At 27.3% G+C, this 24,023-nt stretch carries 23 protein-coding genes and 2 pseudogenes; 9 read left to right on the forward strand and 16 right to left on the reverse strand.

Translation table 11 applies throughout. From position 1 onward, the window contains the following. Positions 1-10 precede the first annotated feature (10 nt). The 5 genes from efp to BLT70_RS08735 form a co-directional block, all read right to left on the reverse strand. A complete protein-coding gene (gene efp / locus BLT70_RS08715; protein ID WP_091893585.1) occupies positions 11-577 on the reverse strand; it encodes an elongation factor P in 567 nt (188 codons plus the stop codon). A gap of 91 nt (positions 578-668) precedes the next feature. Next, positions 669-1,454: an acyl-ACP--UDP-N-acetylglucosamine O-acyltransferase gene (lpxA, locus tag BLT70_RS08720; protein ID WP_091893587.1), complete on the reverse strand. Its 786-nt coding sequence runs from the start codon at positions 1,452-1,454 to the stop codon at positions 669-671. A 2-nt stretch (positions 1,455-1,456) separates the two neighbouring features. Beyond that, the gene (locus tag BLT70_RS08725; protein ID WP_091893589.1) at positions 1,457-2,848 is read right to left on the reverse strand and encodes a bifunctional UDP-3-O-[3-hydroxymyristoyl] N-acetylglucosamine deacetylase/3-hydroxyacyl-ACP dehydratase; all 1,392 of its coding nucleotides are present in this window, start codon (positions 2,846-2,848) and stop codon (positions 1,457-1,459) included. A 3-nt stretch (positions 2,849-2,851) separates the two neighbouring features. Continuing rightward, the gene (gene lpxD / locus BLT70_RS08730; RefSeq protein ID WP_091893591.1) at positions 2,852-3,883 is read right to left on the reverse strand and encodes a UDP-3-O-(3-hydroxymyristoyl)glucosamine N-acyltransferase; all 1,032 of its coding nucleotides are present in this window, start codon (positions 3,881-3,883) and stop codon (positions 2,852-2,854) included. A 45-nt stretch (positions 3,884-3,928) separates the two neighbouring features. Continuing rightward, positions 3,929-5,152, reverse strand: coding sequence for an HD domain-containing protein (locus tag BLT70_RS08735; protein WP_091893593.1), 1,224 nt, complete (start codon positions 5,150-5,152; stop codon positions 3,929-3,931). A gap of 189 nt (positions 5,153-5,341) precedes the next feature. On the opposite strand from BLT70_RS08735, the gene BLT70_RS08740 reads away from it, so the two are divergent. Beyond that, positions 5,342-6,889, forward strand: coding sequence for a bifunctional response regulator/alkaline phosphatase family protein (locus BLT70_RS08740; protein ID WP_091893595.1), 1,548 nt, complete (start codon positions 5,342-5,344; stop codon positions 6,887-6,889). 212 nt (positions 6,890-7,101) lie between these two features. On the opposite strand, the gene BLT70_RS17235 is transcribed toward BLT70_RS08740, so the two are convergent. Then, the gene (locus tag BLT70_RS17235; RefSeq protein WP_172824401.1) at positions 7,102-7,269 is read right to left on the reverse strand and encodes a hypothetical protein; all 168 of its coding nucleotides are present in this window, start codon (positions 7,267-7,269) and stop codon (positions 7,102-7,104) included. A gap of 7 nt (positions 7,270-7,276) precedes the next feature. Continuing rightward, entirely contained in the window at positions 7,277-11,263 is a 3,987-nt protein-coding gene (locus BLT70_RS08745; RefSeq protein WP_091893597.1) for a BspA family leucine-rich repeat surface protein, read from the reverse strand. A gap of 296 nt (positions 11,264-11,559) precedes the next feature. On the opposite strand from BLT70_RS08745, the gene tsaE (BLT70_RS08750) reads away from it, so the two are divergent. The 7 genes and pseudogenes from tsaE (BLT70_RS08750) (at position 11,560) to BLT70_RS08780 (ending at position 17,169) form a co-directional block, all read left to right on the forward strand. Then, the gene (gene tsaE / locus BLT70_RS08750) at positions 11,560-11,889 is read left to right on the forward strand and encodes a tRNA (adenosine(37)-N6)-threonylcarbamoyltransferase complex ATPase subunit type 1 TsaE (RefSeq protein WP_368086335.1); all 330 of its coding nucleotides are present in this window, start codon (positions 11,560-11,562) and stop codon (positions 11,887-11,889) included. Positions 11,890-11,896: 7 nt separating this feature from the next. Beyond that, positions 11,897-12,189: pseudogene (locus BLT70_RS08755) on the forward strand (alanine dehydrogenase); the annotation flags it as partial. Between the two features lie 250 nt (positions 12,190-12,439). Next, on the forward strand, positions 12,440-12,655 hold the full coding sequence (locus BLT70_RS17590; RefSeq protein WP_368086353.1) for a DUF1287 domain-containing protein: 216 nt from the start codon (positions 12,440-12,442) through the stop codon (positions 12,653-12,655). Positions 12,656-12,937: 282 nt separating this feature from the next. After that, positions 12,938-14,959, forward strand: coding sequence for a CotH kinase family protein (locus tag BLT70_RS08765; protein ID WP_091893600.1), 2,022 nt, complete (start codon positions 12,938-12,940; stop codon positions 14,957-14,959). 177 nt (positions 14,960-15,136) lie between these two features. Beyond that, positions 15,137-15,544, forward strand: coding sequence for a tRNA (adenosine(37)-N6)-threonylcarbamoyltransferase complex ATPase subunit type 1 TsaE (gene tsaE, locus BLT70_RS08770; protein WP_091893602.1), 408 nt, complete (start codon positions 15,137-15,139; stop codon positions 15,542-15,544). Positions 15,545-15,551: 7 nt separating this feature from the next. After that, positions 15,552-16,749 (forward strand): annotated as a pseudogene (locus BLT70_RS08775) (alanine dehydrogenase). Between the two features lie 48 nt (positions 16,750-16,797). Next, on the forward strand, positions 16,798-17,169 hold the full coding sequence (locus tag BLT70_RS08780) for a DUF4258 domain-containing protein (protein ID WP_091893604.1): 372 nt from the start codon (positions 16,798-16,800) through the stop codon (positions 17,167-17,169). Between the two features lie 37 nt (positions 17,170-17,206). On the opposite strand, the gene BLT70_RS08785 is transcribed toward BLT70_RS08780, so the two are convergent. Both BLT70_RS08785 and BLT70_RS08790 read right to left on the reverse strand, forming a co-directional pair. Further along, a complete protein-coding gene (locus BLT70_RS08785) occupies positions 17,207-17,803 on the reverse strand; it encodes a YdeI family protein (protein WP_091893606.1) in 597 nt (198 codons plus the stop codon). Positions 17,804-17,858: 55 nt separating this feature from the next. Continuing rightward, positions 17,859-18,530, reverse strand: a complete 672-nt coding sequence (locus BLT70_RS08790; RefSeq protein ID WP_091897559.1) for an RNA methyltransferase — start codon at positions 18,528-18,530, stop codon at positions 17,859-17,861. Positions 18,531-18,591: 61 nt separating this feature from the next. Here BLT70_RS08790 and BLT70_RS08795 point away from each other — a divergent pair, with 61 nt between their 5' ends. Then, entirely contained in the window at positions 18,592-19,278 is a 687-nt protein-coding gene (locus BLT70_RS08795; RefSeq protein WP_091893607.1) for an NAD-dependent deacylase, read from the forward strand. Between the two features lie 3 nt (positions 19,279-19,281). On the opposite strand, the gene BLT70_RS08800 is transcribed toward BLT70_RS08795, so the two are convergent. The 7 genes from BLT70_RS08800 to BLT70_RS08830 form a co-directional block, all read right to left on the reverse strand. Continuing rightward, entirely contained in the window at positions 19,282-19,512 is a 231-nt protein-coding gene (locus BLT70_RS08800) for a hypothetical protein (RefSeq protein ID WP_157691864.1), read from the reverse strand. A gap of 118 nt (positions 19,513-19,630) precedes the next feature. Beyond that, positions 19,631-20,335, reverse strand: a complete 705-nt coding sequence (locus BLT70_RS08805; protein WP_091893611.1) for a LytTR family DNA-binding domain-containing protein — start codon at positions 20,333-20,335, stop codon at positions 19,631-19,633. 5 nt (positions 20,336-20,340) lie between these two features. Continuing rightward, positions 20,341-20,664, reverse strand: a complete 324-nt coding sequence (locus tag BLT70_RS08810; RefSeq protein ID WP_091893613.1) for a histidine kinase — start codon at positions 20,662-20,664, stop codon at positions 20,341-20,343. Positions 20,665-20,666: 2 nt separating this feature from the next. After that, positions 20,667-21,713 carry an ATP-binding protein gene (locus BLT70_RS08815; RefSeq protein WP_091893615.1) on the reverse strand — a complete coding sequence of 349 codons (1,047 nt, stop codon included), beginning with the start codon at positions 21,711-21,713 and terminating at the stop codon, positions 20,667-20,669. Then, positions 21,713-22,852 carry an FIST signal transduction protein gene (locus BLT70_RS08820; protein WP_091893617.1) on the reverse strand — a complete coding sequence of 380 codons (1,140 nt, stop codon included), beginning with the start codon at positions 22,850-22,852 and terminating at the stop codon, positions 21,713-21,715. Before BLT70_RS08820 ends, BLT70_RS08815 begins: the two co-directional genes overlap by 1 nt. Positions 22,853-22,962: 110 nt before the next feature. Beyond that, on the reverse strand, positions 22,963-23,508 hold the full coding sequence (locus BLT70_RS08825; RefSeq protein ID WP_091893619.1) for a heme NO-binding domain-containing protein: 546 nt from the start codon (positions 23,506-23,508) through the stop codon (positions 22,963-22,965). Position 23,509: 1 nt separating this feature from the next. Next, a complete protein-coding gene (locus BLT70_RS08830; RefSeq protein WP_091893621.1) occupies positions 23,510-23,923 on the reverse strand; it encodes a response regulator in 414 nt (137 codons plus the stop codon). Positions 23,924-24,023: the final 100 nt, after the last annotated feature.

A 24,023-nucleotide genomic window follows, 5' to 3' on the forward strand; every position in this document is an offset into this window, starting at 1 on the left:
TCGGTAAAAATTATTCTTTAATTCTTTCTTGATACGTACCTTTTGTAGTCTCTACTTTAATTTTATCACCTTCATTAATAAATAAAGGTACATTTACACTTGCTCCTGTTTCTACAGTTGCAGGTTTTGTTGCATTTGTTGCAGTATTACCTTTAACACCTGGCTCTGTGTGTGTAACTTCTAAAATTACACTTTGAGGCATTTCTACAGAAAGTGGCATATTATCTTCAGAGTTGATAATGATGGTAACAATTTCTCCTTCTTTCATTAATCCAGGATTATCTAAAGCTGCTTCTAATAAACGAATTTGAGTATAATCTGCTTCATTCATAAAGTGATAAAACTCACCATCATGATATAAAAACTGAAATTTATGTGTTTCTACTCTTACGTCATCAATTTTTCTTCCTGCAGGAAATGTATTATCTACAACTTTACCATTTGTAACACTTTTTAATTTTGTTCTTACAAATGCAGGACCTTTACCTGGTTTTACGTGTAAAAATTCAATAATTTTATAAATATCGTTATTATATCTAATACATAATCCGTTTCTAATATCTGATGTTGATGCCATTTTTATTTTTTAAGGCTTTTCTTTTTTAGCAGTATGCTTTAAGCGAAAAGCTATTATTATTCTTAGTTAACTATCTTATTAATAAACTTTATTAATTTACGTTGAAATATCCTTTCATGATTCCTCGATGAGAATCTTTTATAAATTGAATAATTTCATCGCGTTCTGGAGTTGCTTCCATTTCTGCTTCTATAATATCTATTCCTTGTGTGTAATTGTAATTTTTTTGGAATAATATTCTGTAAATATTTTGAATTTCTCTTATTTTTTCTGTCGTATAACCTCTTCTTCTTAATCCAACAGAGTTAATACCAACATAAGACAAAGGTTCTCTTGCGGCTTTTACATAAGGTGGTACATCTTTTCTAACCAAAGAACCACCTGTTACAAATGCATGTTTACCTACAGATGCAAATTGATGAACAGCAACCATACCTGCTAAAACAACATTATCGCCAATTGTTACATGACCTGCTAAAGTAGTATTGTTAGAGAAAATACAATTATTACCAACTAAGCAATCGTGTGCAATATGACAATATGCCATTATTAAACAATTATCACCAACTACCGTTTTCATTCTATCTTTTGTACCTCTATTGATTGTTACACATTCACGAATTGTAACATTATCACCAATTTCTACAGTAGTTTCTTCGTCATCAAATTTTAAATCTTGCGGAATTGCAGAAATTACAGAACCGGGAAAAATTCTACAATTTTTACCAATTCTTGCCCCTTCCATTATTGTTACATTAGATCCAATCCAAGTTCCAGAACCAATTATTACATTATTATGTATTGTTGTAAAAGGTTCAATTACAACATTTCTTGCAATTTTAGCTTGTGGATGAACGTAAGCAAGTGGTTGATTCATAGTTATTTAATTTTTGAAATTTGAGCCATTAATTCAGCTTCTGCAACTAACTTGCCATTTGCATACGCATACGCCTGCATATGACAAATACCTCTTCTTATTGGTGTAATTAAATCTGCTTTAAAAATTACAGTATCTCCCGGTAAAACTTTTTGTTTAAATTTAACATTGTTCATTTTCATGAAATATGTTAAATAATTTTCTGGATCAGGAACTGTACTTAAAACTAAAATTCCACCACATTGGGCCATTGCTTCAACAATTAAAACGCCAGGCATTACAGGAGAACCTGGAAAATGACCTACAAAAAATCCTTCGTTCATAGTTACGTTTTTCATACCAACAACATGTCTGTCTGAAAGCTCTATAACTCTATCAACCAATAAAAAAGGAGGTCTATGAGGAAGAATATCCATAATTTGATGAATATCTAATAAAGGTGGTAAATTTAAATCGTATGTAGGAACGTAATTTCTCTTTTCGGTTTTAATAATTTTAGCTAACTTTTTAGCAAATTGTGTATTTATTAAATGACCCGGTTTATTTGCAATTACTTTACCTCTAATTCTTGTACCAACTAAAGCTAAATCGCCAATTACATCTAATAATTTATGACGAGCAGCTTCATTTGCCCAATGTAAAGTTAGATTGTCTAAAATTCCATTTGGTTTTACTGCAATATTATCTTTCTTAAAAGCCTTTTTTAATTTTAACATTGTATTTTCTGATAATTCTTTATCAACATATACAATTGCATTATTTAAATCTCCACCTTTAATTAAATCGTGTTCTAATAACATTTCAATTTCATGTAAAAAACTGAAAGTTCTAGCATCTGCAATTTCCTTTTTAAAGTCAGAAATTTTATCTAAAGTAGCATTTTGAGTACCTAAAATTTTAGTACCAAAATCTACCATTGTAGTTACTTGATATTCATCCGAAGGCATTAAAATAATTTCACTTCCGGTAACTTCATCTTTATAAGAAATTATTTCTTTTACAATATATTCTTCAATATCTGCATCTTGTTCTTCTATACCTGCTTTTTCTAAAGCTTCTACAAAATACTTAGACGAACCATCCATAATTGGTGGTTCTGATGCATTAATTTCTATAATTAAATTATCAATATCTAAACCAACTGCTGCAGCTAAAACATGTTCTGATGTTTGAATCTGAACGCCATTTTTTTCAAGATTTGTTCCTCTTTGAGTATTTACAACATATTCTGCTTTTGCCTCAATTATAGGAGAACCTTCTAAATCTACTCTAACAAATGTAAATCCATTTTTTACAGGAGCAGGTTTTAATGTCATTGATACTGTATTACCTGTATGTAAACCTACACCCGATAAAGTAATTTCCGATTTTATTGTTTTCTGTTTATTACTCATGCTTTATTGATTTTGAGTATTTAATTCTTTTTCCATCTTATTAATTGCTGTTGCAATCTTTGGTAAATTTCTAAAATAAACGTACGATTTACTATAATCTGAATAATTCATTGCTGGTGTTCCTTGTACTTTATCGCCATCTTTTAAGTTTTTGGCAATACCAGATTGTCCTTGAATCTTTACATTATTACCAATTGTTAAATGACCTGCAAAACCAACTTGACCACCAATCATACAATTTTCTCCAATTTTTGTTGATCCTGCAATTCCTGTTTGAGCAGCAATTACTGTATTTTTACCAACTTCTACATTATGTGCAATTTGTATTTGATTGTCTAATTTTACACCCTGTCTTATAATAGTAGATCCTAAAGTGGCTCTATCTATTGTAGAAGCAGATCCAATATCTACATAATCTTCGATAATTACATTTCCTATTTGTGGTATTGCTTTATATTCTCCTGCTTCATTTGGCGCAAAACCAAATCCGTCAGAACCAATTATACAACCAGAATGTATTTTACAATGGTTTCCTATTTGAGTTTCAGAATAAATTTTAACACCAGCAAAAAGAACACAATTATTACCAATAATTGTATTATCGCCAATATAACAATTAGGGTAAATTTTAACATTGTCGCCAATACTAACATTTTCTCCTATATATGCAAAAGCTCCAATATATTCATTTTTACCAATTTTTGCGGAATCAGAAATAAAATGAGGGTTTTCTCTACCTAATTTATTATTCTTTACTTCGTTATAAAATTCTAATAATTTAGAAAAAGATTTATATGCATTTTCTACTTTTATAAGTGTTGTAGAAATCTCTTTTTCTAACGTAATATTTTTATTTACGATAGCAATAGAAGCATCTGTTGTATATAAAAATGGATGATACTTTGGGTTAGATAAAAAAGTTAAAGAACCTTTCTCCCCTTCTTCGATTTTAGATAATTTAGAAACTTCTTCATCAGGATTCCCAACTACTTCACCTTCTAAAATATCTGCTATTTGTTGTGCTGTAAATTTCATTAAATGCAAAAGTATAAAAATTAAAGCTATCTGTCTAATATCATTTTACTTTGGATAACAAATAAAGTGTTTTACAACAGGTTTTGTTAATGCTTGTATGTTTAATTGATCTGAAGCTTTAGCAATATCTTTCAATTTACCCCTTTTATTTAAAATTAAAATAGGTTTTTCTGTATTATACGCTTGATTTCTGATTTCTTGTGAAAAAACAAAATAATTAATTTCTACTTCGGATAAACCTAATCTCTTAGAAAATTTTCTTCTCTTTTTGTTTATTACTTCTTCACTAAAAACATCCATTTTTAATTCAATTCTTAATAACTTTCTATCAACAATCATTTTAGATAATAAAGACAGTATTTTATCATCATGGTTTGTCCATTCTTTAATGGCTGATAAAACATCATAATCATCTAATTTAGAAAACATTTCTAAAGTTTCATCAGTAAAATTATCTTGATTTATTTTATTGTACAAAAAGTATTTTAACGCAGAACTTGCAAACAACACTTCTCCTTTATCTGCTAATTCTTTGGCTCTTTTTAAAACATTAACCAACATGTTTTCTGCAACCAAACCTGTTTTATGCAAATACACTTGCCAATACATTAATCTTCTAGCAATCAAAAACTTTTCTACAGAATAAATTCCTTTTTGTTCAATTACTAACTCTTCATTTTTAACATTCATCATAACAATTAACCGATCTGATGAAATATTACCTTCTGTAACTCCTGTATAAAAACTATCTCGTTTTAAGTAATCTAAACGATCAATATCTAACTGACTAGAAATTAACTGATATAAAAATTTACGATGATATTTACCTTCAAAAATTTCTATTGCTAAACTTAATTTTCCATCAAATTCTTCATTTAATTTTTTCATAAATTTTAAAGAAATTTCTTCATGCGAAATTCCGCTAACAATACTATGTTCAAGCGCATGAGAAAATGCACCATGACCAATATCGTGCAACAAAATTGCCATACACAAGCCGTTTTCTTCTTCTTCGGATATTTCAATTTGCTTAAAACGTAAAACTCGTACAGCTTTTTGCATTAAATGAATACAACCTAAAGCATGATGAAATCTTGTATGATTTGCGCCTGGATACACCAAATTAGAAAATCCCATTTGTGCAATTCGCCTTAATCGCTGAAAATATGGATGTTCTATAATATCAAAAATTAACGAATTTGGAATTTGTATAAAACCGTAAATAGGATCATTTAAAATCTTTAATTTGTTGGCTGTTTTTTTTTTCAAAAGAAATGTTTTATCAATCTAATGCAAAATACGACTTAATGCTACGAATTTGCAAATTTTTGATTTTGGATTTTATAAAATTAATATCTAAATTTATTATAAAACCAAAATTGGCAATATTTTATCATTTTAAAGCTTCAAAAAATAGAACAAAACCCTATTTTTAACCTCACAAATTAAAAACGAAATATGAGCAGCATACAAATTTTATGGGTTGATGATGAAATTGAATTATTAAAACCTCACATTCTTTTTCTTGAACTTAAAAATTATAAAGTTACTACTTGTACAAATGGTGCTGATGCTATAGATTTAGTTGGCGAAAATAATTTTGATATTGTTTTTTTAGATGAAAACATGCCTGGTTTAACCGGTTTAGATACACTTGCAGAAATTAAACAAAAACAGGCAAATTTACCTGTAGTTATGATTACTAAAAGTGAAGAGGAATATATTATGGAAGAAGCAATTGGTTCTAAAATTGCAGATTATTTAATTAAACCTGTAAACCCAAGTCAGATTTTATTAACCTTAAAGAAAAATTTAGATCATTCTCGTTTGGTTTCAGAAAAAACAACCTCTAATTATCAACAAGAATTTAGAAAAATTTCTATGGATTTGGCCATGGTAAATTCTTACGAAGAATGGATAGATTTGTACAAAAAACTAATTCACTGGGAGCTAGAATTAGAAAACATTAGCGATCCTGGAATGTTGGGTATTTTAGAAAGTCAGAAACAAGAAGCTAATAATCAGTTTTTTAAATTCATCAAAAAGAATTATGAAGATTTTTTAACATCAAACGATAAACCTACTTTTTCACATACTTTATTTAAAGATTATGTGGTACCTGAACTTAGTAAAGACCAAGGAGTTTTATGGGTTGTTATTGATAATTTACGTTACGATCAATACAGAATTTTAGAGCCATTAATTAATAATCATTACAAAAAAGACGAGGAATATTCTTATTTTTCTATTCTGCCAACAGCAACTCAATATGCTAGAAATGCTATTTTTTCTGGTTTAATGCCATCAGAAATGGAAAAACGTCATCCAAATTTTTGGAAAAATGATACTGATGAAGGTGGAATGAATATGTATGAAGATGAGTTTTTATCAGCACAAATAAAAAGATTAAGTTTAAATATTAAACACGAATATTATAAAATTACTTCGTTAAAAAGTGGAAAAGAATTGGCCGATAATTTTAATGGAACCAAACAAAACGACCTAACAACAGTTGTTTATAATTTTGTGGATATGCTTTCGCATTCTAAAACAGAAATGGAAGTAATTAAAGAATTGGCTGGCGATGATAAAGCCTATAGAAGTTTAACCTTAAGTTGGTTTAAGAATTCTCCTTTGTTCGAAATTATTCAAAAAGCACAGAATTTAGGTCAGAAATTGATTATTACAACAGATCATGGAACGATTAACTGTAAAAATCCTACGAAAGTAATTGGCGATAAAAACATTAGTTCTAATTTGCGTTATAAAACAGGTAGAAGTTTAAGCTACGAAGAAAAAGATGTGTATGCTGTAAGGAATCCTAAAGACATTTTTTTACCGACTATAGCTATGAATAGTCCGTTTATTTTTGCCAAAGAAGATTTGTTTTTTGCGTACCCAAATAACTTTAATCACTTTGTAAAATATTACAAAAACACCTATCAACATGGTGGTGTTTCTTTAGAAGAAGTAATTATTCCGTGTGCAGTTTATAGCCCGAAGTAGTTTTTAACGATTAGTAAAAGTCAATCCGTTAATTACTTTTTCATTTAGAAAAGGTACTCTTTAGTCAATTATATGTAATCAAAAAGAATATGCTTTTTAGAGTTTTAATTTGTTAAACATTAATGGTAAAAAATAAAACCTCACAGTTTGTAAAAATCTGTGAGGTTCATAAAAAGGATATTATTTTTGGATTTTTAAACTGCAATTTATTTTTACCAATTTCCACCTAAACCATCGAGGCCCGTTGTAGCACTAGAAGCTTGTGCTTTTTTAGGACTTAAAATTAAGTATGTTCCGATTGCTGTTAAAGCTGCATATTTACTGTAATTACCTATTTTCTTTATTGCTTCTTTTCTTGAGATATCTTTCTTATTTTCCATATTATTTTTATTTAATTACAATCTTTTTGGTAACTATATTATTTTCTGAACTTAATTTTATGGTATAAACACCTTCTTTTAAATTCATTGGTAAATTAATCTCTTGATCTTTAGTTAAGTTTAATTTAAAAACACTTTGACCTAAAACATTATACATTTCTAAGTCTGCACTATCCATTAAACCCTTTACATATAAATTTTTATTTGCCGAGTAGATTTGAATTTTATCAATGGCTGAATCAACTACACTTAATGCGCTAGAATAAGAAATATGTAAGTAAAGTGTTTTTTGAATGTTTTGTTGATCGTTAAAAGATATTTTATAATCATTTTCTTTATTCGTGATATCTGTAAAAGCATCATTTTCTCTGTCTTCAAGTAGTAAAATTATATTTTCTGGTAAGTTTTCATGAAGCGATGAAAGATAAACTTCTGACTTATTAGATAATACACTTATTGGAATTATAACTTCTTCTTTATTTTCTAACGGAAGTGATTGAATTGTATAATTGTTCGTAGTACTTTCATCAACTAAATGAGTATATAAATCAAATGAAGAAGCACTAAAGTTCCCTATATCTAAGCCAACGTCAAAACCTTTTGTAGCATTGCTTAAAAACTTAACATCTGTTGTTACGGTATAAGAACCATTATTGGCTAATAATTTTATATACTTATGTACTTCTTTACTAAACGTATTATCTCCTGTTGTTGGTTTTAAACTACGTTTTGCCTCCTTAAATTCAATTGTATTCTCACCTGCCTTTACTTTTATAAAAAATCCTTGCCCCGGTGTAATTGAACGATTTTGAATATCTACCTCACTAACAACAACATATTTATTTTGTGCACTATCCCAAATATATAAACCTTTAAATTCATCATCTAGAATATCATAATTATCATTTATAAAGCTGCTTGCACCATTTTTATTTGCAGGATAATAGGTTGTAAAAGGATTTCCAATGGCATTCCATTCACCAGGTTTTAAGGTCATAACACTATTATTGGTAGTTAATGTACCTGTAAAAGTTACAGAACCATCTGTAGCTCTTGACAAACCATAACTTTCTCCAGCAGTAAAGGTCTCTTCTGAATCTATACTTTCTGTAAAATATTTCCATTTACTTCCTGATGGCTCTTTATCATCATAATACGAAATAGCATATCTTATTGGACTAACAGTTTCATTTTTACGGATATCATTATCTATATTAGTGGCAAATTCTTTTATTTTTTGCCCAGATACAGGTGGCGTAACCAAACTCCATAAATTCGCTTTTAGACCACCACGCGAATATTTAACCTCTCCTGTAGAAGTACCGACAACAAATAATACAGAACTATCATCGTTATCAGAATTCATAATTATAGTACCATTGTTAACCATATTACTATTAGATTTTAGAGAATATGTTGGGTTTATAACAATAGTCCCTTCATTTTCTAAGGAATTAATTTCTGAAATATCATCACTAATTTGTAAAGTGGTACCAGTTGGAATCACTACATTGTCTGTTGATGTGGGTACAACACCACTCGCCCAATTTGCTGGATCATTCCACATGCCATTAATACTAACTGGAGAATCTATGGTAGAACAGTCTTTACTATCGCTTACAAATGTCCAATTGTAATCATTTATTAATTTTGTTCGTTCTGTTTCTGAGTTACAATAATTTATATTAAATGCGCCTAAATTAATATTAGGTTTTAAAGAAGATAATGCACTCCAACCTTTAAGAGTTTTGTCATAATTAATAACAGACATTCCTGAGTTATCAAACATAGCATTCATATTAGTTACATTATTTATCTCCCATAGATCTAACGGTTGATTAAAAGATTCTGCTTTCTCAAAGAGACTTATCATATTAACTACAGTGTTTACATTCCAATTATTTATATTTTGGTTGAAAACAATGTTGTTGGCAAAAACACGATTCATTAAGATTACCTTTCCAACATTCCAATTATCTAATGGTTGATTGAAATTAGATCCACTAAACATACTTGAAATATTTGTAACATTACTAACATCCCAATTATTTAATGGTTTATCAAAAGATACTGTTTGATAAAACATACGAGGCATATTTTCTATACTACTAACATCCCAATGATTTATATTGGCATTAAAAGTTGAACACCCTTGAAACATTCCATATAAATTAGTTGCGTTAGATAAATTTGGAGAATCAGTAGCTGAAATATTTAAATTCGTACAATCAAAAAATGCTAATTCCATAGAAGACCATTCATTTGATCCCCATTGTACAATATCTATTATCTTATCTTGATTTTGATTATTATAATAAAAATAAATCCTTGGAAAATCGCCAATAATACTTACTTCATAATCTCCAGCAACTGTATATGTATGAGTTGCATCTCCTGTAAAATTATTTTCAATAGTACCATCCCCCCAATCTACAGTATAATTATATCCAGTACCAGTTGTTGGTATTGTAATAGATTCGTTTGCAGCAGTTGTTTTCCATTTGGTGATAAATTCATCTTTATTGTCTACATTATCTTCTTCGTTACTTTCTATTAATAAACTCAATAGAAACCCATTATTATTAAGAGAAGAACCTGAAGTTATTATTTCTTGATTACTAGAACTATCAAAATCAACAGAACCTGCAAAAGAACCTGTACTTAGTATTTTTTTATTATCACTACTTATTAAAATATCTTCACCTCTAGTTGCTGTATTATCAGCTTTATAGTTTTCAATCCAAACTATATTTCCTTCTTTATCTATTTTTTTTATAAAAGTAGTTTCACCTGCACCTCTATCTGGAAAATTTTGAGATTCAAAAGTAGCTGAACCATAAAAGTAACCTATACTATAAATATTATCATCTTTATCTAGGTCCACAGATAAATGAAATATAGCTGATGTTGCACTAAAAGTTTTAGCCCATAAAAAATTAGCATCTTTATCTATTTTAAGCATAAAGGCGTCAGGATATCCTGCACTGGAGCCTAAATTAAACTGATTTGACGAAAAATCAAAATCAGTACTAGAATCTATTGTACCAGTAATAATAATATTTTCATCTGAATCAACTTTCACATTTACAGCCTGATCATATCCTTCATTTCCACCTATAGATTCAGCCCAAATAAAGTTCCCGTCAATATCTAATTTTATGATAGCCCCATTAAGAGAATCACCTGCATCTAAAGTGACTGTATTATTTGAAGGATCAGCATCTAAATCTTTGTTGAATGTGCTAACCAAATATATATTATTTTCATGCAGATCTATTGCACTAATGGTAGAAAAGTTTAGGCTACCAAATGTTTTAGAATATATATAGCCGCCATTTTTATTAAGCTTTAATAAAAACCCATTCCTACTGCTTGCTAATGAGGTTGCTGTTCCATTTAAATCATTATTATCAAAAACAACTATTTCTTCAAACCATCCACTTATATATAAGTTATCATTCGAATCTATTTTTAGAGCACTAGCTGCATCAAAACCTAATCCTCCAAAAGATTTAGCCCAAATAAAGTTACCTTCACTATCAACCTTTACTACAAAAATATCTTTATCTCCATTGGAAGTTAAATTATATATTTCGTTGGAAGAATCAAAATCGACAGTAGAAGAGAAATAACCAACAATATAAATATTGTTATTACTGTCTGTTTTTACACTATAAGGTATATCACTTCCTAAGCCTCCAAAAGATTTCCCCCAAATTAAATTTCCATTACTATCTAGTTTTTGAAGATAGATATCACTTTCTCCTTTTGATATAAATTTTAATTCATTAGAAGAAGGATCTATATCAACATCTGATTTAAAGGACCCAAATGAAATAATATCTTTATTCGTATCCTCTGTGATACTTTTGCTCTTTGAAATAGAGGTACTTGATGCATTATTTATAACCCAATTAAACCTTTCTGTTTCTTGTGCAGAAAAATTAAATCCAAACAATAGTAATAAAGAAAATATTGAAATTTTAGTTTTCATAATTTATTTTTTTATATTAATAAATTCAAAAATAGATTTTACCATAAAGTTCTGAAATACCTACAATTAGGTATTTTTATTAAAATGATTAATTTTTATTAAAATGATTTTTTTTACTATACATTATATGTTTTTTGATAAAATTTATAACGTTAAAATGTTATTAATTAAATTTCGAAATCAAATTTTCTAAAAAAAACTTTTGTTTACTATTTTTGCATTAAGAACAATAACTATTCTTTAGAAAATTTATCTGAAGTTGCATCAGAAATTATTTCATCAGTAAAAAAAACCTTTTGTTTTACGGACAAATGGGAGTTGGTAAAACAACACTTATTAAAGAAATTTGTAAACAACTTGGCGTTTTAAATTCCATTTCTTCTCCTACTTTTTCGCTGGTAAATGAATATCAGACATCAAAAAAAGACAAAGTTTTTCATTTTGATTTTTATAGAATTACAGATGAAGAAGAAGCTTTAGATATGGAAATTGAAGAGTATCTTTACAATAACGACTGGTGTTTAATTGAATGTCCAGAAAATATAGAAAATTTATTACCTTTAGATGCTTCAGAAATTCATCTTTCACTTTTAGATGATGGAGAACGCAACATTCAACTAAAATAACCAAACTATGAGCCAATTTTCTCCTTTCAGTAAAGAAGAATTACTTCCGCAAGAAGAAATGTTAAAAATTAAAAGACAAAAGGAGAACTATTTATAGGCTTACCTAAAGAAAGTTATTTAGGCGAAAAAAGAGTTTGTTTAACTCCAGATGCTGTTACAGCTTTAACTTCTCATGGTCATAGAATTGTAATAGAAACGGGGGCAGAAATTTCTTATGATGTAAAAGAGGCTTATAAATGCAAAATAGTATTAAAAGTTACGCCACCAACAGAACAAGCAATCGAATATATAAATCCGCAAAACAGCGTATTTTTAGAAGAAGTAATTATTCCGTGTGCCTTTATAGCCCAAAGTAGTTAAAAACTGATAGTATTTAGAATTAAAAAAACTATCAAAACTATTTTTTTTAATTGTGTCCCTTTGGTGTATTTAAATGAACAATTAAGTTATAATTTTCACTTTTTTATTAATTATCAATTTTAGTCTCTTACAAATTATAGAAGATAAGGCTATCATCTATAGCTTCAATTAAATTAATAAAAATAACGTAATATACAACCCTAGATATTTTTCTATTGATTATCCAGATGGAGACCTGCTAAAAGGTAAAGGAGTTTGTACAGATATAATTATTAGGGCGTATAGAAATTTGGATATTAATTTACAAATGGAAGTTTGTTTAAATATGAAAATCAACTATAATCTCTATCCTAAAATTTGGAGATTAAATAGCAATGTTAAAATAAATTCTAAAAAATCCAAATGATTATCTTCCTGAAAAATATTGTCTGTTGAAATTTAGATAGTGCAATTACCCATATATAGAATTGTCTTCAGTAAAAAATTACAGGTTTTTAATTATTCATAATATTGGTTTTGGTCAAGTTATAGAAGACTGTATGCTTAGTTTTATAATATTCTATATCATTAAGTCTAAGAATTAAAACAACACAATAAATATTTTTTACCAAGGAATATAATCCTTACTATAAAAAGACAAAAATTATTCATAATTGTTATATATTGTTTAAAACAATAAAGTATAAAAATGCCAAAATCTAATATATCTATTATTTTATTATTTTATGTATCAATAACGTGGTCTCAAGAATTTATATCTAGCAACTTACCTATCATAATTATTACCACCGACAAAGATCCAAATACAAATAATCCAATACCAATAATAGATAAGGAAAAGGTAATGGCAACAATGAAAATCATATATAGGCCAGACAATAGTCGTAATTACCTTGACGATCAAAACAATCCAGATTTTATCAATTATAATGGTAAAATCGGTATTGAATTTAGAGGTTCAACGTCTCAATCTTTACCTAAAAAACCTTATAGTATTGAAACACGTAAAGAAGATGGTTCTAATAACAATGTAAAAATTTTAGGATTACCTAAAGAAAATGATTGGGTTTTAAATTCTTTGGCTTACGACAAAACTTTATTAAGAGATTTTATTACTTATGAATTAGCCAGAGAAATGGGTAATTATGCTTCTCGTGGAAAATATTGTGAAGTAATTATAAATGATGAATATAAAGGATTGTATATTGTTGCAGAAAAAATAAAAATCGATTCTGATCGTATTAATATTGTAGAATTGGATACTATTGACAATAGTATCCCCTCAATAACAGGCGGTTACTTTATAAAAACAGATAAAACTACAGGAGATGATTCAATTGCATGGCAATATATAAATAGATTAAATAAAAAAGTAGATTTCATTTTCGGTAATCCTGAACCAACTGATATAACTTTTAAACAAAGTGCTTATATAAAATCTATTTTTGATGATTTATCTACAACTACTGCAAATCAAAATGGATTAATTAAAGATGGATATCCTTCTTTAATTGACTTACCTTCTTTCATTGATTTTATAATACTTAATGAATTAACTTCTAATGTTGATGCTTATAAATTTAGTACTTTTTTTCATAAAGATCGTGCTGGAAAATTAAGAGCTGGTCCAATTTGGGATTTCAATTTTAGCTTTGGTAATGATAATAGAAGTGGAACAGATATTTGGCAATTTGATAATGGCAATAATATAGGTCCAGATTTTTGGAAAGACTTGTTTGACAATCCAACTTTTAATTGTTACTTACGTAAACGATGGAATGGATTAATTAAAATTGGAGAACCTTTAGAATATATTAAAATTGAAGAAAAAATAAATAGTTTAGTAGCTCTACTATCTGAAGCAAAAAATAGAGAGAACCAACGTTGGGGAACCCTTTCTGGTTATGAATTAGAAATTAGCAATCTTAAGTTATGGCTTCAAAAAAGATATATTTGGTTAAACGAAAATTTAGGAAATATTACCGATTGTAGTTTCCCTGAACTTCCTAACTTAGTAATCTCAGAAATAAATTATCATCCGAAGGCAATTGACGATACTGATGATAATGATCTAGAATTTATTGCTATTGTAAATAATAGTAATATTAAAGTAAATCTGACAGGTTTTTATTTTAGAGCATTAGGTATAAGTTATCAGTTTCCTGATAATAAGTATATTGATTCTGGTCAAAAAATATATTTAGCTAATAATATTGAAGTTTTTGAAAATAATTATGGTTTTCCTGCTTTTGGTGAATATACAAGAAACTTATCTAACAAGAGTCAACAATTATTACTTACAGATGCGTATGGTAGTGTTATTGATGAAGTAACTTACACAGATGATAATCCTTGGAAAAAGGAAGCAGATGGAGATGGTTTTTTCTTAATTTTGAATAATTTAAATGATGATAATAGTTTAGCTGCTAATTGGAATGCAATTCCTCAAACAACTTTAAAGTTAAATAATACAAATTTTAATACTTCTATCTACCCTAATCCTATAGAAAACTTAGTAGTTATAGAGAATAATAGAACAAATATAATTCAACTAACTCTTTATAATTTACAAGGAAAAAAAATAATTTCTGTAGATAATAATTCACATAAAGTTGAATTGAGAATAGAAAACCTTCCTAAATCTATATATTTAATGAAAATAATTTTAGATAATAAACAATTAATCTATCATAAAATAATAAAAGAATAATAAATACTAGCATATAAAAATATCCTTTTAAAATACTTATTTAAAATAAGAAACCATAAAAAAAAATCATTAAATAAAAAAAACACTGGTACTCTTTTTAAAAAACATTTTATTATTTTTATTATTAGGTTCACATGTATACTATAAATAAATTTTCTCAACTATTTTTGCACCAATATGAATAAAAACTATTCTTTAGAAAACTTAAAAGAAATTGCAAAAGAAATTATTGCATCAGCAAAAAACAAAACCCTTTTGTTTTACGGACAAATGGGAGTTGGTAAAACAACACTTATTAAAGAAATTTGTAAACAACTTGGCGTTTTAGATACCATATCTTCTCCTACTTTTTCGCTGGTAAATGAATATCAGACATCAAAAAAAGACAAAGTTTTTCATTTTGATTTTTATAGAATTACAGATGAAGAAGAAGCTTTAGATATGGGAATTGAAGAGTATCTTTACAATAACGACTGGTGTTTAATTGAATGGCCAGAAAATATAGAAAATTTATTACCTTTAGAAGCTGTAGAAATTCATCTGTCAATTTTAGAAGATGGAGGACGCAACATTCAACTAAAATAACCAAACTATGAGTCAATTTTCTCCTTTTAGTAAAGAAGAATTACTTCCGCAAGAAGAAATGTTAGAAATTAAAAGACAAAAAGGAGAACTTTTTATAGGGTTACCCAAAGAAACTTATTTAGGAGAAAAACGAGTATGTTTAACTCCAGATGCAGTTACAGCTTTAATTTCTCACGGTCATAGAGTTGTAATAGAAACTGGTGCAGGAGATGGCGCAAACTATACAGACAAAGAATATTCTGATGCTGGTGCTAAAATAACTTACGATGTAGAAGAAGCTTTTAAATGCAAATATTGTATTAAAAGTTGCGCCACCAACAGAAGATGAAATAGAATATTTAAACCCACAAACAATTTTAATTTCTTCACTTCAGTTAAAAACACAAACAAAAAAATATTTTGAACTTTTAGCAAAAAAAAGAATTACAGCTGTAGCGTTCGATTTTATAAAAGACGAACATGAAACTTACCCAATTGTTAAATCTTTAAGTGAAATTGCAGGTACCGCTTCTGTATTAATTGCAGGTGAATTGATGAGCGGAGTTAACAAAGGAAATGGTTTATTATTTGGTAATATTTGTGGAGTTCCACCATCTAGTGTTGTTATATTTGGTGCAGGAACCGTAGGTGAATATGCTGCTAGAACAGCTTTAGGATTAGGAGCAAGAGTAAAAGTTTTTGATAATTCTATTACCAAACTTCGTAAATTACAGCATAGTTTAAACGCGCCTATTTATACTTCTACAGTACAACCAAAATCAATTACCAAAGCATTAATGAGATGCGATGTTGCTATTGGCGCAATAAGAGGTAAAAATAGATCGCCAATTATTGCTACAGAAACCATGATTGAACAAATGAAAGAAGGTGCAATTATTGTTGATGTAAGTATCGATCGTGGTGGTTGTTTTGAAACATCTAATGTAACAACACACAGCACACCTACTTTTGTAAAACATGGTGTAATACATTATTGTGTACCTAATATTCCTGCGCGTTATGCTAGAACAGCAACTCTATCTATTAGCAATATTTTTACACCTTATTTATTAAATATAGCCGAAGAAGGTGGTTTTGAAAACGCAGCTATTTACGACAAAAGCTTAAGAAATGGCATGTATTTCTATCACGGAATTTTAACAAATAAAACTGTTGCAGATTGGTTTGACCTTCCTTTTAGAGATATTAATTTGTTAATTTTATAAGTCTCTTTTTTCTATAAAAGAATTACTTTTGCAATTCAAAAATAAATAATGCAATTACTTAAAAGAATAGGATATTTTTTAATAGGAGTTTCAATTAGTTCTATAGGAGTTTACTTTTTTTGGCAAAAGAAAAAAGCAACTTTTGATTATGGAATGGATGCAAGAACTTTAAAAACTATCAGAATAAAAAAAAGACTTTTTTCTGATGACGCAAAACAAGTCATGCTAAATTCTTATATTGATTCAATTAAAATTTCTACTATTTTATTAAATGGCGATGTTGATTTTGGTAAAAGTAAACCAAGACAAAAACCTTGTGCAGAATATTATATTACAGGTAGCAGAGAATTAGAATACGTAAGTTTATATATTTCTAGATGTGATTCTACTGCAACTATAGAAAAAATAATTATAGATTAAATTATACACTTTTATTTTGTTTGATCTAACTAAAGGATTAACAATTCTTATATTTATCATATAAACCAGTTCCATTTAATATTAATGGAATAATTTTTTTTAATCTAGTTTGTTTAGTATTTTCTCTTTTTGCTGATGAAATATACTCGCAAAACTCTCTTTGCTTACTATTAGTAAAATTTTCAAATTTTGATTTTAACTCCTCTTTTTCTGAAAATTTATTATTTAATTCATCTGGAATAATAATTTCTTTTTTAGACCTATCAACTTTAATTTCTTTTCCCAATTTTATATTTTCTATAGCTTCTAAAACATAAGTTTTAATTAATGCTGCATTTATTTCTTCTAAATTATAAAATCGCCATTGCAACATGGCTTTCGTCTTGCCTTCTTGTGCATTTATAAAAACTTTGTGTTTGTCATTTAACAAAGCTCCCTGAAAAAACCATAAACCACAATATTCTTTAAAAGCTGCTAAACCAACTATATTTTTATTGTTAAAAACATAGGTTGGTGCGCCCCATTTTATAGTTTCATCAACAGGTAAATCAGAAAAAACAGAACGTAATAATTCTAATTCTTTACGCCAATTTTCCTTTTTAGAAATATATTCATCTACTTTCGAGTTCTTCATTTTTAAATCATTTTAAAGTCTATTTAACGTAAAATTATAGTTTTACACTTTAAAACTACACATTATTATTTAGATAATTTTCTTCAATTTTATCAACGTTTTTAATAGATTCTTTTATCCAATTAAGATATAGAATTTCTTTTTCTTCTTCTGATAATTGCCAATCAAGATTAGAATTTCTGAGTTTTGTTGTTACATCTTGCAAAATTATAGCCGCAGCTACAGAAATATTTAAACTTTCTGTAAAACCAACCATCGGGATTTTCAAAAATCCGTCTGCGTTTTCTTTTGTAAAATCAGAAACACCTTCTGTTTCTTCTCCAAAGACAAAAGCTGTTTTTTTACTAATGTCAAAATCTTGTAAAAAACACGAATTATCATGAGGAGAAGTTGCTATAATTTGGTATCCTTGATTTCTTAAATTATCAAAACAAACTTTTGTATTATTTCCATCCGATTTATAACGTTTAGTGGTAATCCATTTTTGAGAACCTTTTGCAACATATTTAGAAACTCTATTAATATATTTATTTTCTACAGTATGTAATTCTTGAACACCAAAAATATCACAAGTTCTTAATACAGCACTTGCATTATGTGGCTGAGAAATATCTTCTAAAACAACTGTAAAATGTTGTGTTCTTTCTGATATAACTTTTTTAAAAAGTGCTTTTCTTTTATCAGTTAAATAACTTTCTAAGTAAATTAATAATTTTTTATCAATCATAGTTACAAACATATAATTATTATTTTTACCTTCATGCAAAGAATTTAATATATTAAAATTGATGAAAAAATTAGTTGTTTTAACGGGCGCAGGAATATCCGCAGAAAGCGGAATAGAAACTTTTAGAGATGCTGATGGTTTATGGGAAGGGCATGATGTTATGGAAGTTGCAACTCCAGAAGGTTTTAAAGCAAATCCAAAATTAGTTTTAGATTTTTACAATGCACGTAGAAATCAATTATTAGAAGTGCAACCAAATAAAGCACATTATAATTTAGTTGATTTAGAAAATGATTTTGATGTAGAAATTATTACTCAAAATGTAGATGACTTGCATGAACGAGCTGGTAGTACAAAAGTTACTCATTTACATGGAGAACTTTTAAAGGTTAGAAGTTCTGTTGATGAATCTATAATTTTAGATTGGAAAAAGGATTTATTTCTAGGAGATTTATGCATCAAAAAAAGCCAATTAAGGCCACATATTGTTTGGTTCGGAGAAATGGTACCAATGCTAGAAAAAGCAATTGAAATTACTGAAAAAGCTGATATTTTAGTAATTATTGGTACATCTATGCAAGTATATCCAGCGGCAAGTTTAATAAATTATGTAAAATTAAATACTCCTATATATTTTATTGACCCAAAACCTTCAGTTTCTAAAAATAATTTTAATAAACTTACAATTATTACAGATTTAGCTAGCTTAGGAACAGATAAATTAAAAAAAATATTAATTAAAGAATAGTTTTTAATGTGATATCTTTTTTCTACTTACTTCTGATATAAACATTATTTCAGCAAAATGTATTAATTTAAAAAGAGTTGAACCAAAACCCCAATTAATAGATTTTTTTAAAACATCTTTTTCCTTTTTTTCTAACTTATTAATTTTTGCCTTTTCAATAATAGAAGCGTCTAAATCACCATAAGAATTTATATTCAAAATTGTAATTACAACAGAAACAAGTATTATTAACATTTTACGCATAATATAATTATATATATCGTAAAAATAATATCAATTAAAAATTTAAAATTAAATTTTCGACACAAACAACTTATCGTTCGATGAGATGCTCAATTAATTTCGATAAAAATTATAATAAATCTAAACGTTTCATCAATTCAGGTCTATTTGAACGACTAACAGGAACAACGTCTTTTTTAATTAGTACACTATTGTCTTCAATATCTATTATTTTTTTAACATTTATAATATAAGAACGATGTACTTTTAGAAACAAAGTATCTGGCAATTTTTCTTCAATTTTTTTTAATGTAGAATGTACTACATAATTTTTTTCTTCTGTTTTAATATTTATGTAATCTCCCTTAGCTTCAATTAAATAGATGGTTGACAAATCAATTTTAATTAACCTTCTGTCTATATTTACATAAAAATCATTTTTAGGAGATACTTCTTTTGTATTGCTAATTTGGGTTTGCCTAAGTTGAAGTTTTTCTGCTTTTTTTACAGCTTTTTCAAAACGTGGAAACTCTATTGGTTTTAACAAATAGTCTACAATAAAATCGTATTCGAAAGCTTCAATAGCAAATTTAGGATCTGAAGTAGTAAAGATTATTTTTGGTGGATCTTTTAGTGTTTTTATAAAATCTAAACCACTAAAATTAGGCATATGAATATCTAAAAAAATTAAATCTACATCATTTTCATTCAAGAATTTAATAGCTTCGATTGCATTTGTAAATTCTTCTAAAATATCTAATGACTTTATTTCATTGCATAGAGTTCTAACAATAACTCTTGCCATTTGTTCATCATCAATAATAATACAGTTCATGGGGGTTAAATAGTTTTCAAATATTTTGAAATTGCTATTAAAATTTTATCAAAATCTTTCTCTTCTTTTAAATTTAAAACTTGTTCACGAAGATTATGTTCAAACTCATTAGCCATTTTGTAACTCTTTTCAAGACCTAAAATACTAAATTTATGTTTAATTCTATGAACATTATCTTCAATTTTTCTAAAATCTTTATTTTTAAGACTTTGGTAGTACTCTTCTTTCTCTCCGGGAAACTCACTTTTTATAACATCTATTAAGGTTTTCTTAATAGATTCGTCTCCTCTTGCTAGTTTATCTATGTAGATTAAATTAGGTTTTTCCATATTTATTTTTTTATTGTAAAATAAAAGGTCGTTTCTATATTAGGTATAGATTTTAACCAAATTTCTCCTTGATATGTTTCTATGATTTTCTTTACAATTGATAAACCAATTCCAGTAGATTTATAATCATTTTCTAATTTTTGAAAAGCAATAAAAATTTTATCAAAATACTTTTGTTCAATCCCTTTTCCATTATCTGTTATAGAAAATTGCCAATATTTATTTTTGTCTTCAAATCTAATCTCTACAAAACCTTTACTCTTTTTATCATTAAATTTTACAGCATTATTAATTAAATTATAAAAAAGCAACTCTAATCTATGTTGATCTCCTTTTATTCTGGGTAAATCACTAGTTACTAAAACATCAACATCATTAGGGTTATCTATAGTAACTAAAACATCTTCTATTAAAAGATTTAAATCGATATCATAAAGAGCCATTTTTGTTTTACCAATTGTAGAATATTCTAAAATACCTTGAATTAAGGTGTCCATTTTTTCTACATTTTCTCTAATTAAATCTACAACTTCACTACCAGACTCACCTAAAACATCAGAAAAATCATCCTTAATCCAAACTGTTAATGCATCTATACTTTGTAATGGCGATTTTAAATCATGAGAAACCATATGAGCATATTCATTTAATTCTTGATTTTGACGCTCTAAATCTAGTACAAGTTTATCTTTTAGTTTGTTTATTTCTATAATTTCTTTAGTTTGAATTTCAATAAAATCTACTAATTCTAAAGAATCTTGTCCTTCTAAATTATTATCACCTTTTAAGTTATAAAACTTTAAAGTATTAATTACACTATTAAGTTTTTCTATAATTTCTTTTTGTGATTCTGATTCTTCTCTTAATTGTTTATTAGAATTAAAAAGTTCTTCAGAACTAATAGAAGCTGCTCTTTGAAGCATCGTAAACTGCTCACCTGATGTATTATAAGATTTATTTATTGCATCTAAAAAATCTTGCATATCTTTATTAGATTGCAAATTTTTAGGTAAATATTTTCTTATTTGTCTTTTTAAAAGTGGATTCATTATTCACTTATTAGCGTAATTGCCATTGTTTGATTGTGTAAATGACAGTTCATTTCTCCATTAAAAGGAGCAATTTCTCCATAAGAATAAAAACCGGAAATTGTAGTGTCTTTACCAACTACTTCCATTACTTCTTCTATCTCTTCTTCTACTCTTTGATCTAAAACTAATTTTCTACCAATACAGCTTATTAAAATTGCTAATTCTGGTTTACTTTTTCTCAATTCTAATGCTTGTGCTGCTCCTAATTCTGCAGCATTTACAATACTATCTACATTAGTCATCATTAATTGAACTTTAGAATTCTCAAAAATATCACCAGCCAAAATCATAGAATTTTCTTCTTCATTAATGTTTAAAATAGTTCTTACAATAGATTTTTTTTCATGCTTAGATTTAACTTTCATAGGATATAATAAAGCTGCTCCCGGTAATTCTTTAGATTTTTCTCCTAAATAAGTTTTATATAAATCTAAAGCAGGTTTTCCATCTAATTCAAATAATATATTATCCTTAGATTTTGTAACTATTCTTTCTGGCCCAAAAGGAATCCAACCTCCTTTTGTAGCAAATGAAACTTCTAGTGTTTCTCCATAAAAACCAATTGCTACTATTTTTCCTTCTTTTGGGTTTTCGTTATATGAACATAAAGTGGTTTCAAACCTTGCAGCATCACCACATAAAGCACCTGTAATTATTAAGTTATCGTCTGTTGCAGCATTCATCCCTTTAGTAAGTTGACTACCGTTAGTAAAACTTCCATCAGAAACAACAAAAACATATTTTAAACCTTCTTTTGGCAATTGCTCTATTAGTTCTTTACCAGATTTAAAACTATTTATTTCTACATTAGAATTTAAAACATTTGCTGTTTTAATTATAAATGAACTTCTTTCAAATTCTATTGCAGTAATAGTAATACTTTCATCATCTACAGATTCTGATGTTATGTCTCCAGAAGTTGATCCAAAAATAATTTCACCATCTTCAAAAATATCTCTAATTTCATTATAAATATTTTTTTCTTGCAGCATGTATCTATTACCAAAAACCAAAACTAATGGTTTTTTTAGAGTACATTGTTTACTTAAATATTTAAATTTATTTGTCCCCCTTTTTTTTAGTTGTACTGTTTTCATTTATTTATTCTCTTAAGGGGACTCTTTAAATTATAATATCTATATTATATTTCTTCTTAATTGCTAAATTTACAAAATTTAACAATTATTAAAGTAATATTTAGTAAGTTTTAAATTGCTTTTTTTTGGATGTTAAATCTTACCTCTGTACCAACTTCTTTTATTTTTTCTAATTTTATAATGGCTTCAGAATTAAAATGTTCAAATGTTTTATTCATTAAACCTAAACCAAAATAGTGCATTGCTCTACTAGATTTATAGATTAAAGTTAACGAATTTACATTCTTTTCTTCAACAATAAATGTTGGTAAATCTGCGTCTGGGTAAATTTTTCTAACTTCTATGTGAATATGATTTTCTATAGATGAAATCATATCTATAGGTTCTTTATAAGATTCAATAATATCTGGATAACTGTTTTTTAATACTGCAAAAAAATGTTCTCCATAAACTAATAATAAATTATCGATTGAAATTTTTGTGTTAATACTTAAATTTTTAAGTAAACTAAGCATTTCGGAAAAACTGTAAGTACCAATAGTTGTATAAATGCCTTCTGAAGTTAAATTTGATTGAGAAATAATTGTATCAACCATTTCTAACCCAAATTTATCTTCAACCAAATCTAAAAATTCAGTAAATACAATTCCTTTCATTTTAAGATTTAATCAATTCATTAACGCTCCAATAAGATAAAACTATTTCAATTTTCTTAACGTAATCTTCATATTTTAATGGTTTTAAAATATAGCCAGACATACCAGTTCTATAACATTCAAGTAAATCTTTTTGATTGCTAGAAGTGGTTAAAATTATGGTAGGAATATGTTTTAAATCATCATTAGCTTTTAAAATTCTAAGAAATTCTATACCATTTATTTTAGGCATATTTAAATCTAATAAAATTATATCTGGAATATTAGATCTATTGTCTAAGAAATTTAATGCTTCTTCGCCATTTTTAGCTTCATACATTATGTGATTTAATTTTAATAACGAAAGAGTTCTTTTCATTTTCATTATTTCAATCAAATTATCTTCAACCAATAAAATCTTTAAACTTTTCTCCATCCCATTTATTTTTTTAAACAATTTTGGTATTACAAAATAAGTTTAAAGAAAAACAAATTTTGCTAAAGAATGATAACAGGTATTATTGTGGGGTTAAAAT

This window comes from Polaribacter sp. KT25b (assembly GCF_900105145.1).
GTDB lineage: Bacteria > Bacteroidota > Bacteroidia > Flavobacteriales > Flavobacteriaceae > Polaribacter.

Coding starts and splice junctions, on each gene's coding strand:
- BLT70_RS08725 (WP_091893589.1), bottom strand. CDS start 2,848: ATGAGTAATAAACAGAAAACAATAAAATCGGAAATTACTTTATCGGGT.
- BLT70_RS17235 (WP_172824401.1), bottom strand. CDS start 7,269: ATGGAAAATAAGAAAGATATCTCAAGAAAAGAAGCAATAAAGAAAATA.
- BLT70_RS08785 (WP_091893606.1), bottom strand. CDS start 17,803: ATGAAGAACTCGAAAGTAGATGAATATATTTCTAAAAAGGAAAATTGG.
- BLT70_RS08810 (WP_091893613.1), bottom strand. CDS start 20,664: ATGGAAAAACCTAATTTAATCTACATAGATAAACTAGCAAGAGGAGAC.
- BLT70_RS08795 (WP_091893607.1), top strand. CDS start 18,592: ATGAAAAAATTAGTTGTTTTAACGGGCGCAGGAATATCCGCAGAAAGC.
- BLT70_RS08820 (WP_091893617.1), bottom strand. CDS start 22,852: ATGAAAACAGTACAACTAAAAAAAAGGGGGACAAATAAATTTAAATAT.
- BLT70_RS08765 (WP_091893600.1), top strand. CDS start 12,938: ATGCCAAAATCTAATATATCTATTATTTTATTATTTTATGTATCAATA.
- BLT70_RS08745 (WP_091893597.1), bottom strand. CDS start 11,263: ATGAAAACTAAAATTTCAATATTTTCTTTATTACTATTGTTTGGATTT.
- BLT70_RS08780 (WP_091893604.1), top strand. CDS start 16,798: ATGCAATTACTTAAAAGAATAGGATATTTTTTAATAGGAGTTTCAATT.
- BLT70_RS08800 (WP_157691864.1), bottom strand. CDS start 19,512: ATGTTAATAATACTTGTTTCTGTTGTAATTACAATTTTGAATATAAAT.
- BLT70_RS08740 (WP_091893595.1), top strand. CDS start 5,342: ATGAGCAGCATACAAATTTTATGGGTTGATGATGAAATTGAATTATTA.
- BLT70_RS08790 (WP_091897559.1), bottom strand. CDS start 18,530: ATGATTGATAAAAAATTATTAATTTACTTAGAAAGTTATTTAACTGAT.
- BLT70_RS08825 (WP_091893619.1), bottom strand. CDS start 23,508: ATGAAAGGAATTGTATTTACTGAATTTTTAGATTTGGTTGAAGATAAA.
- lpxD (WP_091893591.1), bottom strand. CDS start 3,883: ATGAAATTTACAGCACAACAAATAGCAGATATTTTAGAAGGTGAAGTA.
- tsaE (WP_091893602.1), top strand. CDS start 15,137: ATGAATAAAAACTATTCTTTAGAAAACTTAAAAGAAATTGCAAAAGAA.
- efp (WP_091893585.1), bottom strand. CDS start 577: ATGGCATCAACATCAGATATTAGAAACGGATTATGTATTAGATATAAT.
- lpxA (WP_091893587.1), bottom strand. CDS start 1,454: ATGAATCAACCACTTGCTTACGTTCATCCACAAGCTAAAATTGCAAGA.
- BLT70_RS08815 (WP_091893615.1), bottom strand. CDS start 21,713: ATGAATCCACTTTTAAAAAGACAAATAAGAAAATATTTACCTAAAAAT.
- BLT70_RS08805 (WP_091893611.1), bottom strand. CDS start 20,335: ATGAACTGTATTATTATTGATGATGAACAAATGGCAAGAGTTATTGTT.
- BLT70_RS08830 (WP_091893621.1), bottom strand. CDS start 23,923: ATGGAGAAAAGTTTAAAGATTTTATTGGTTGAAGATAATTTGATTGAA.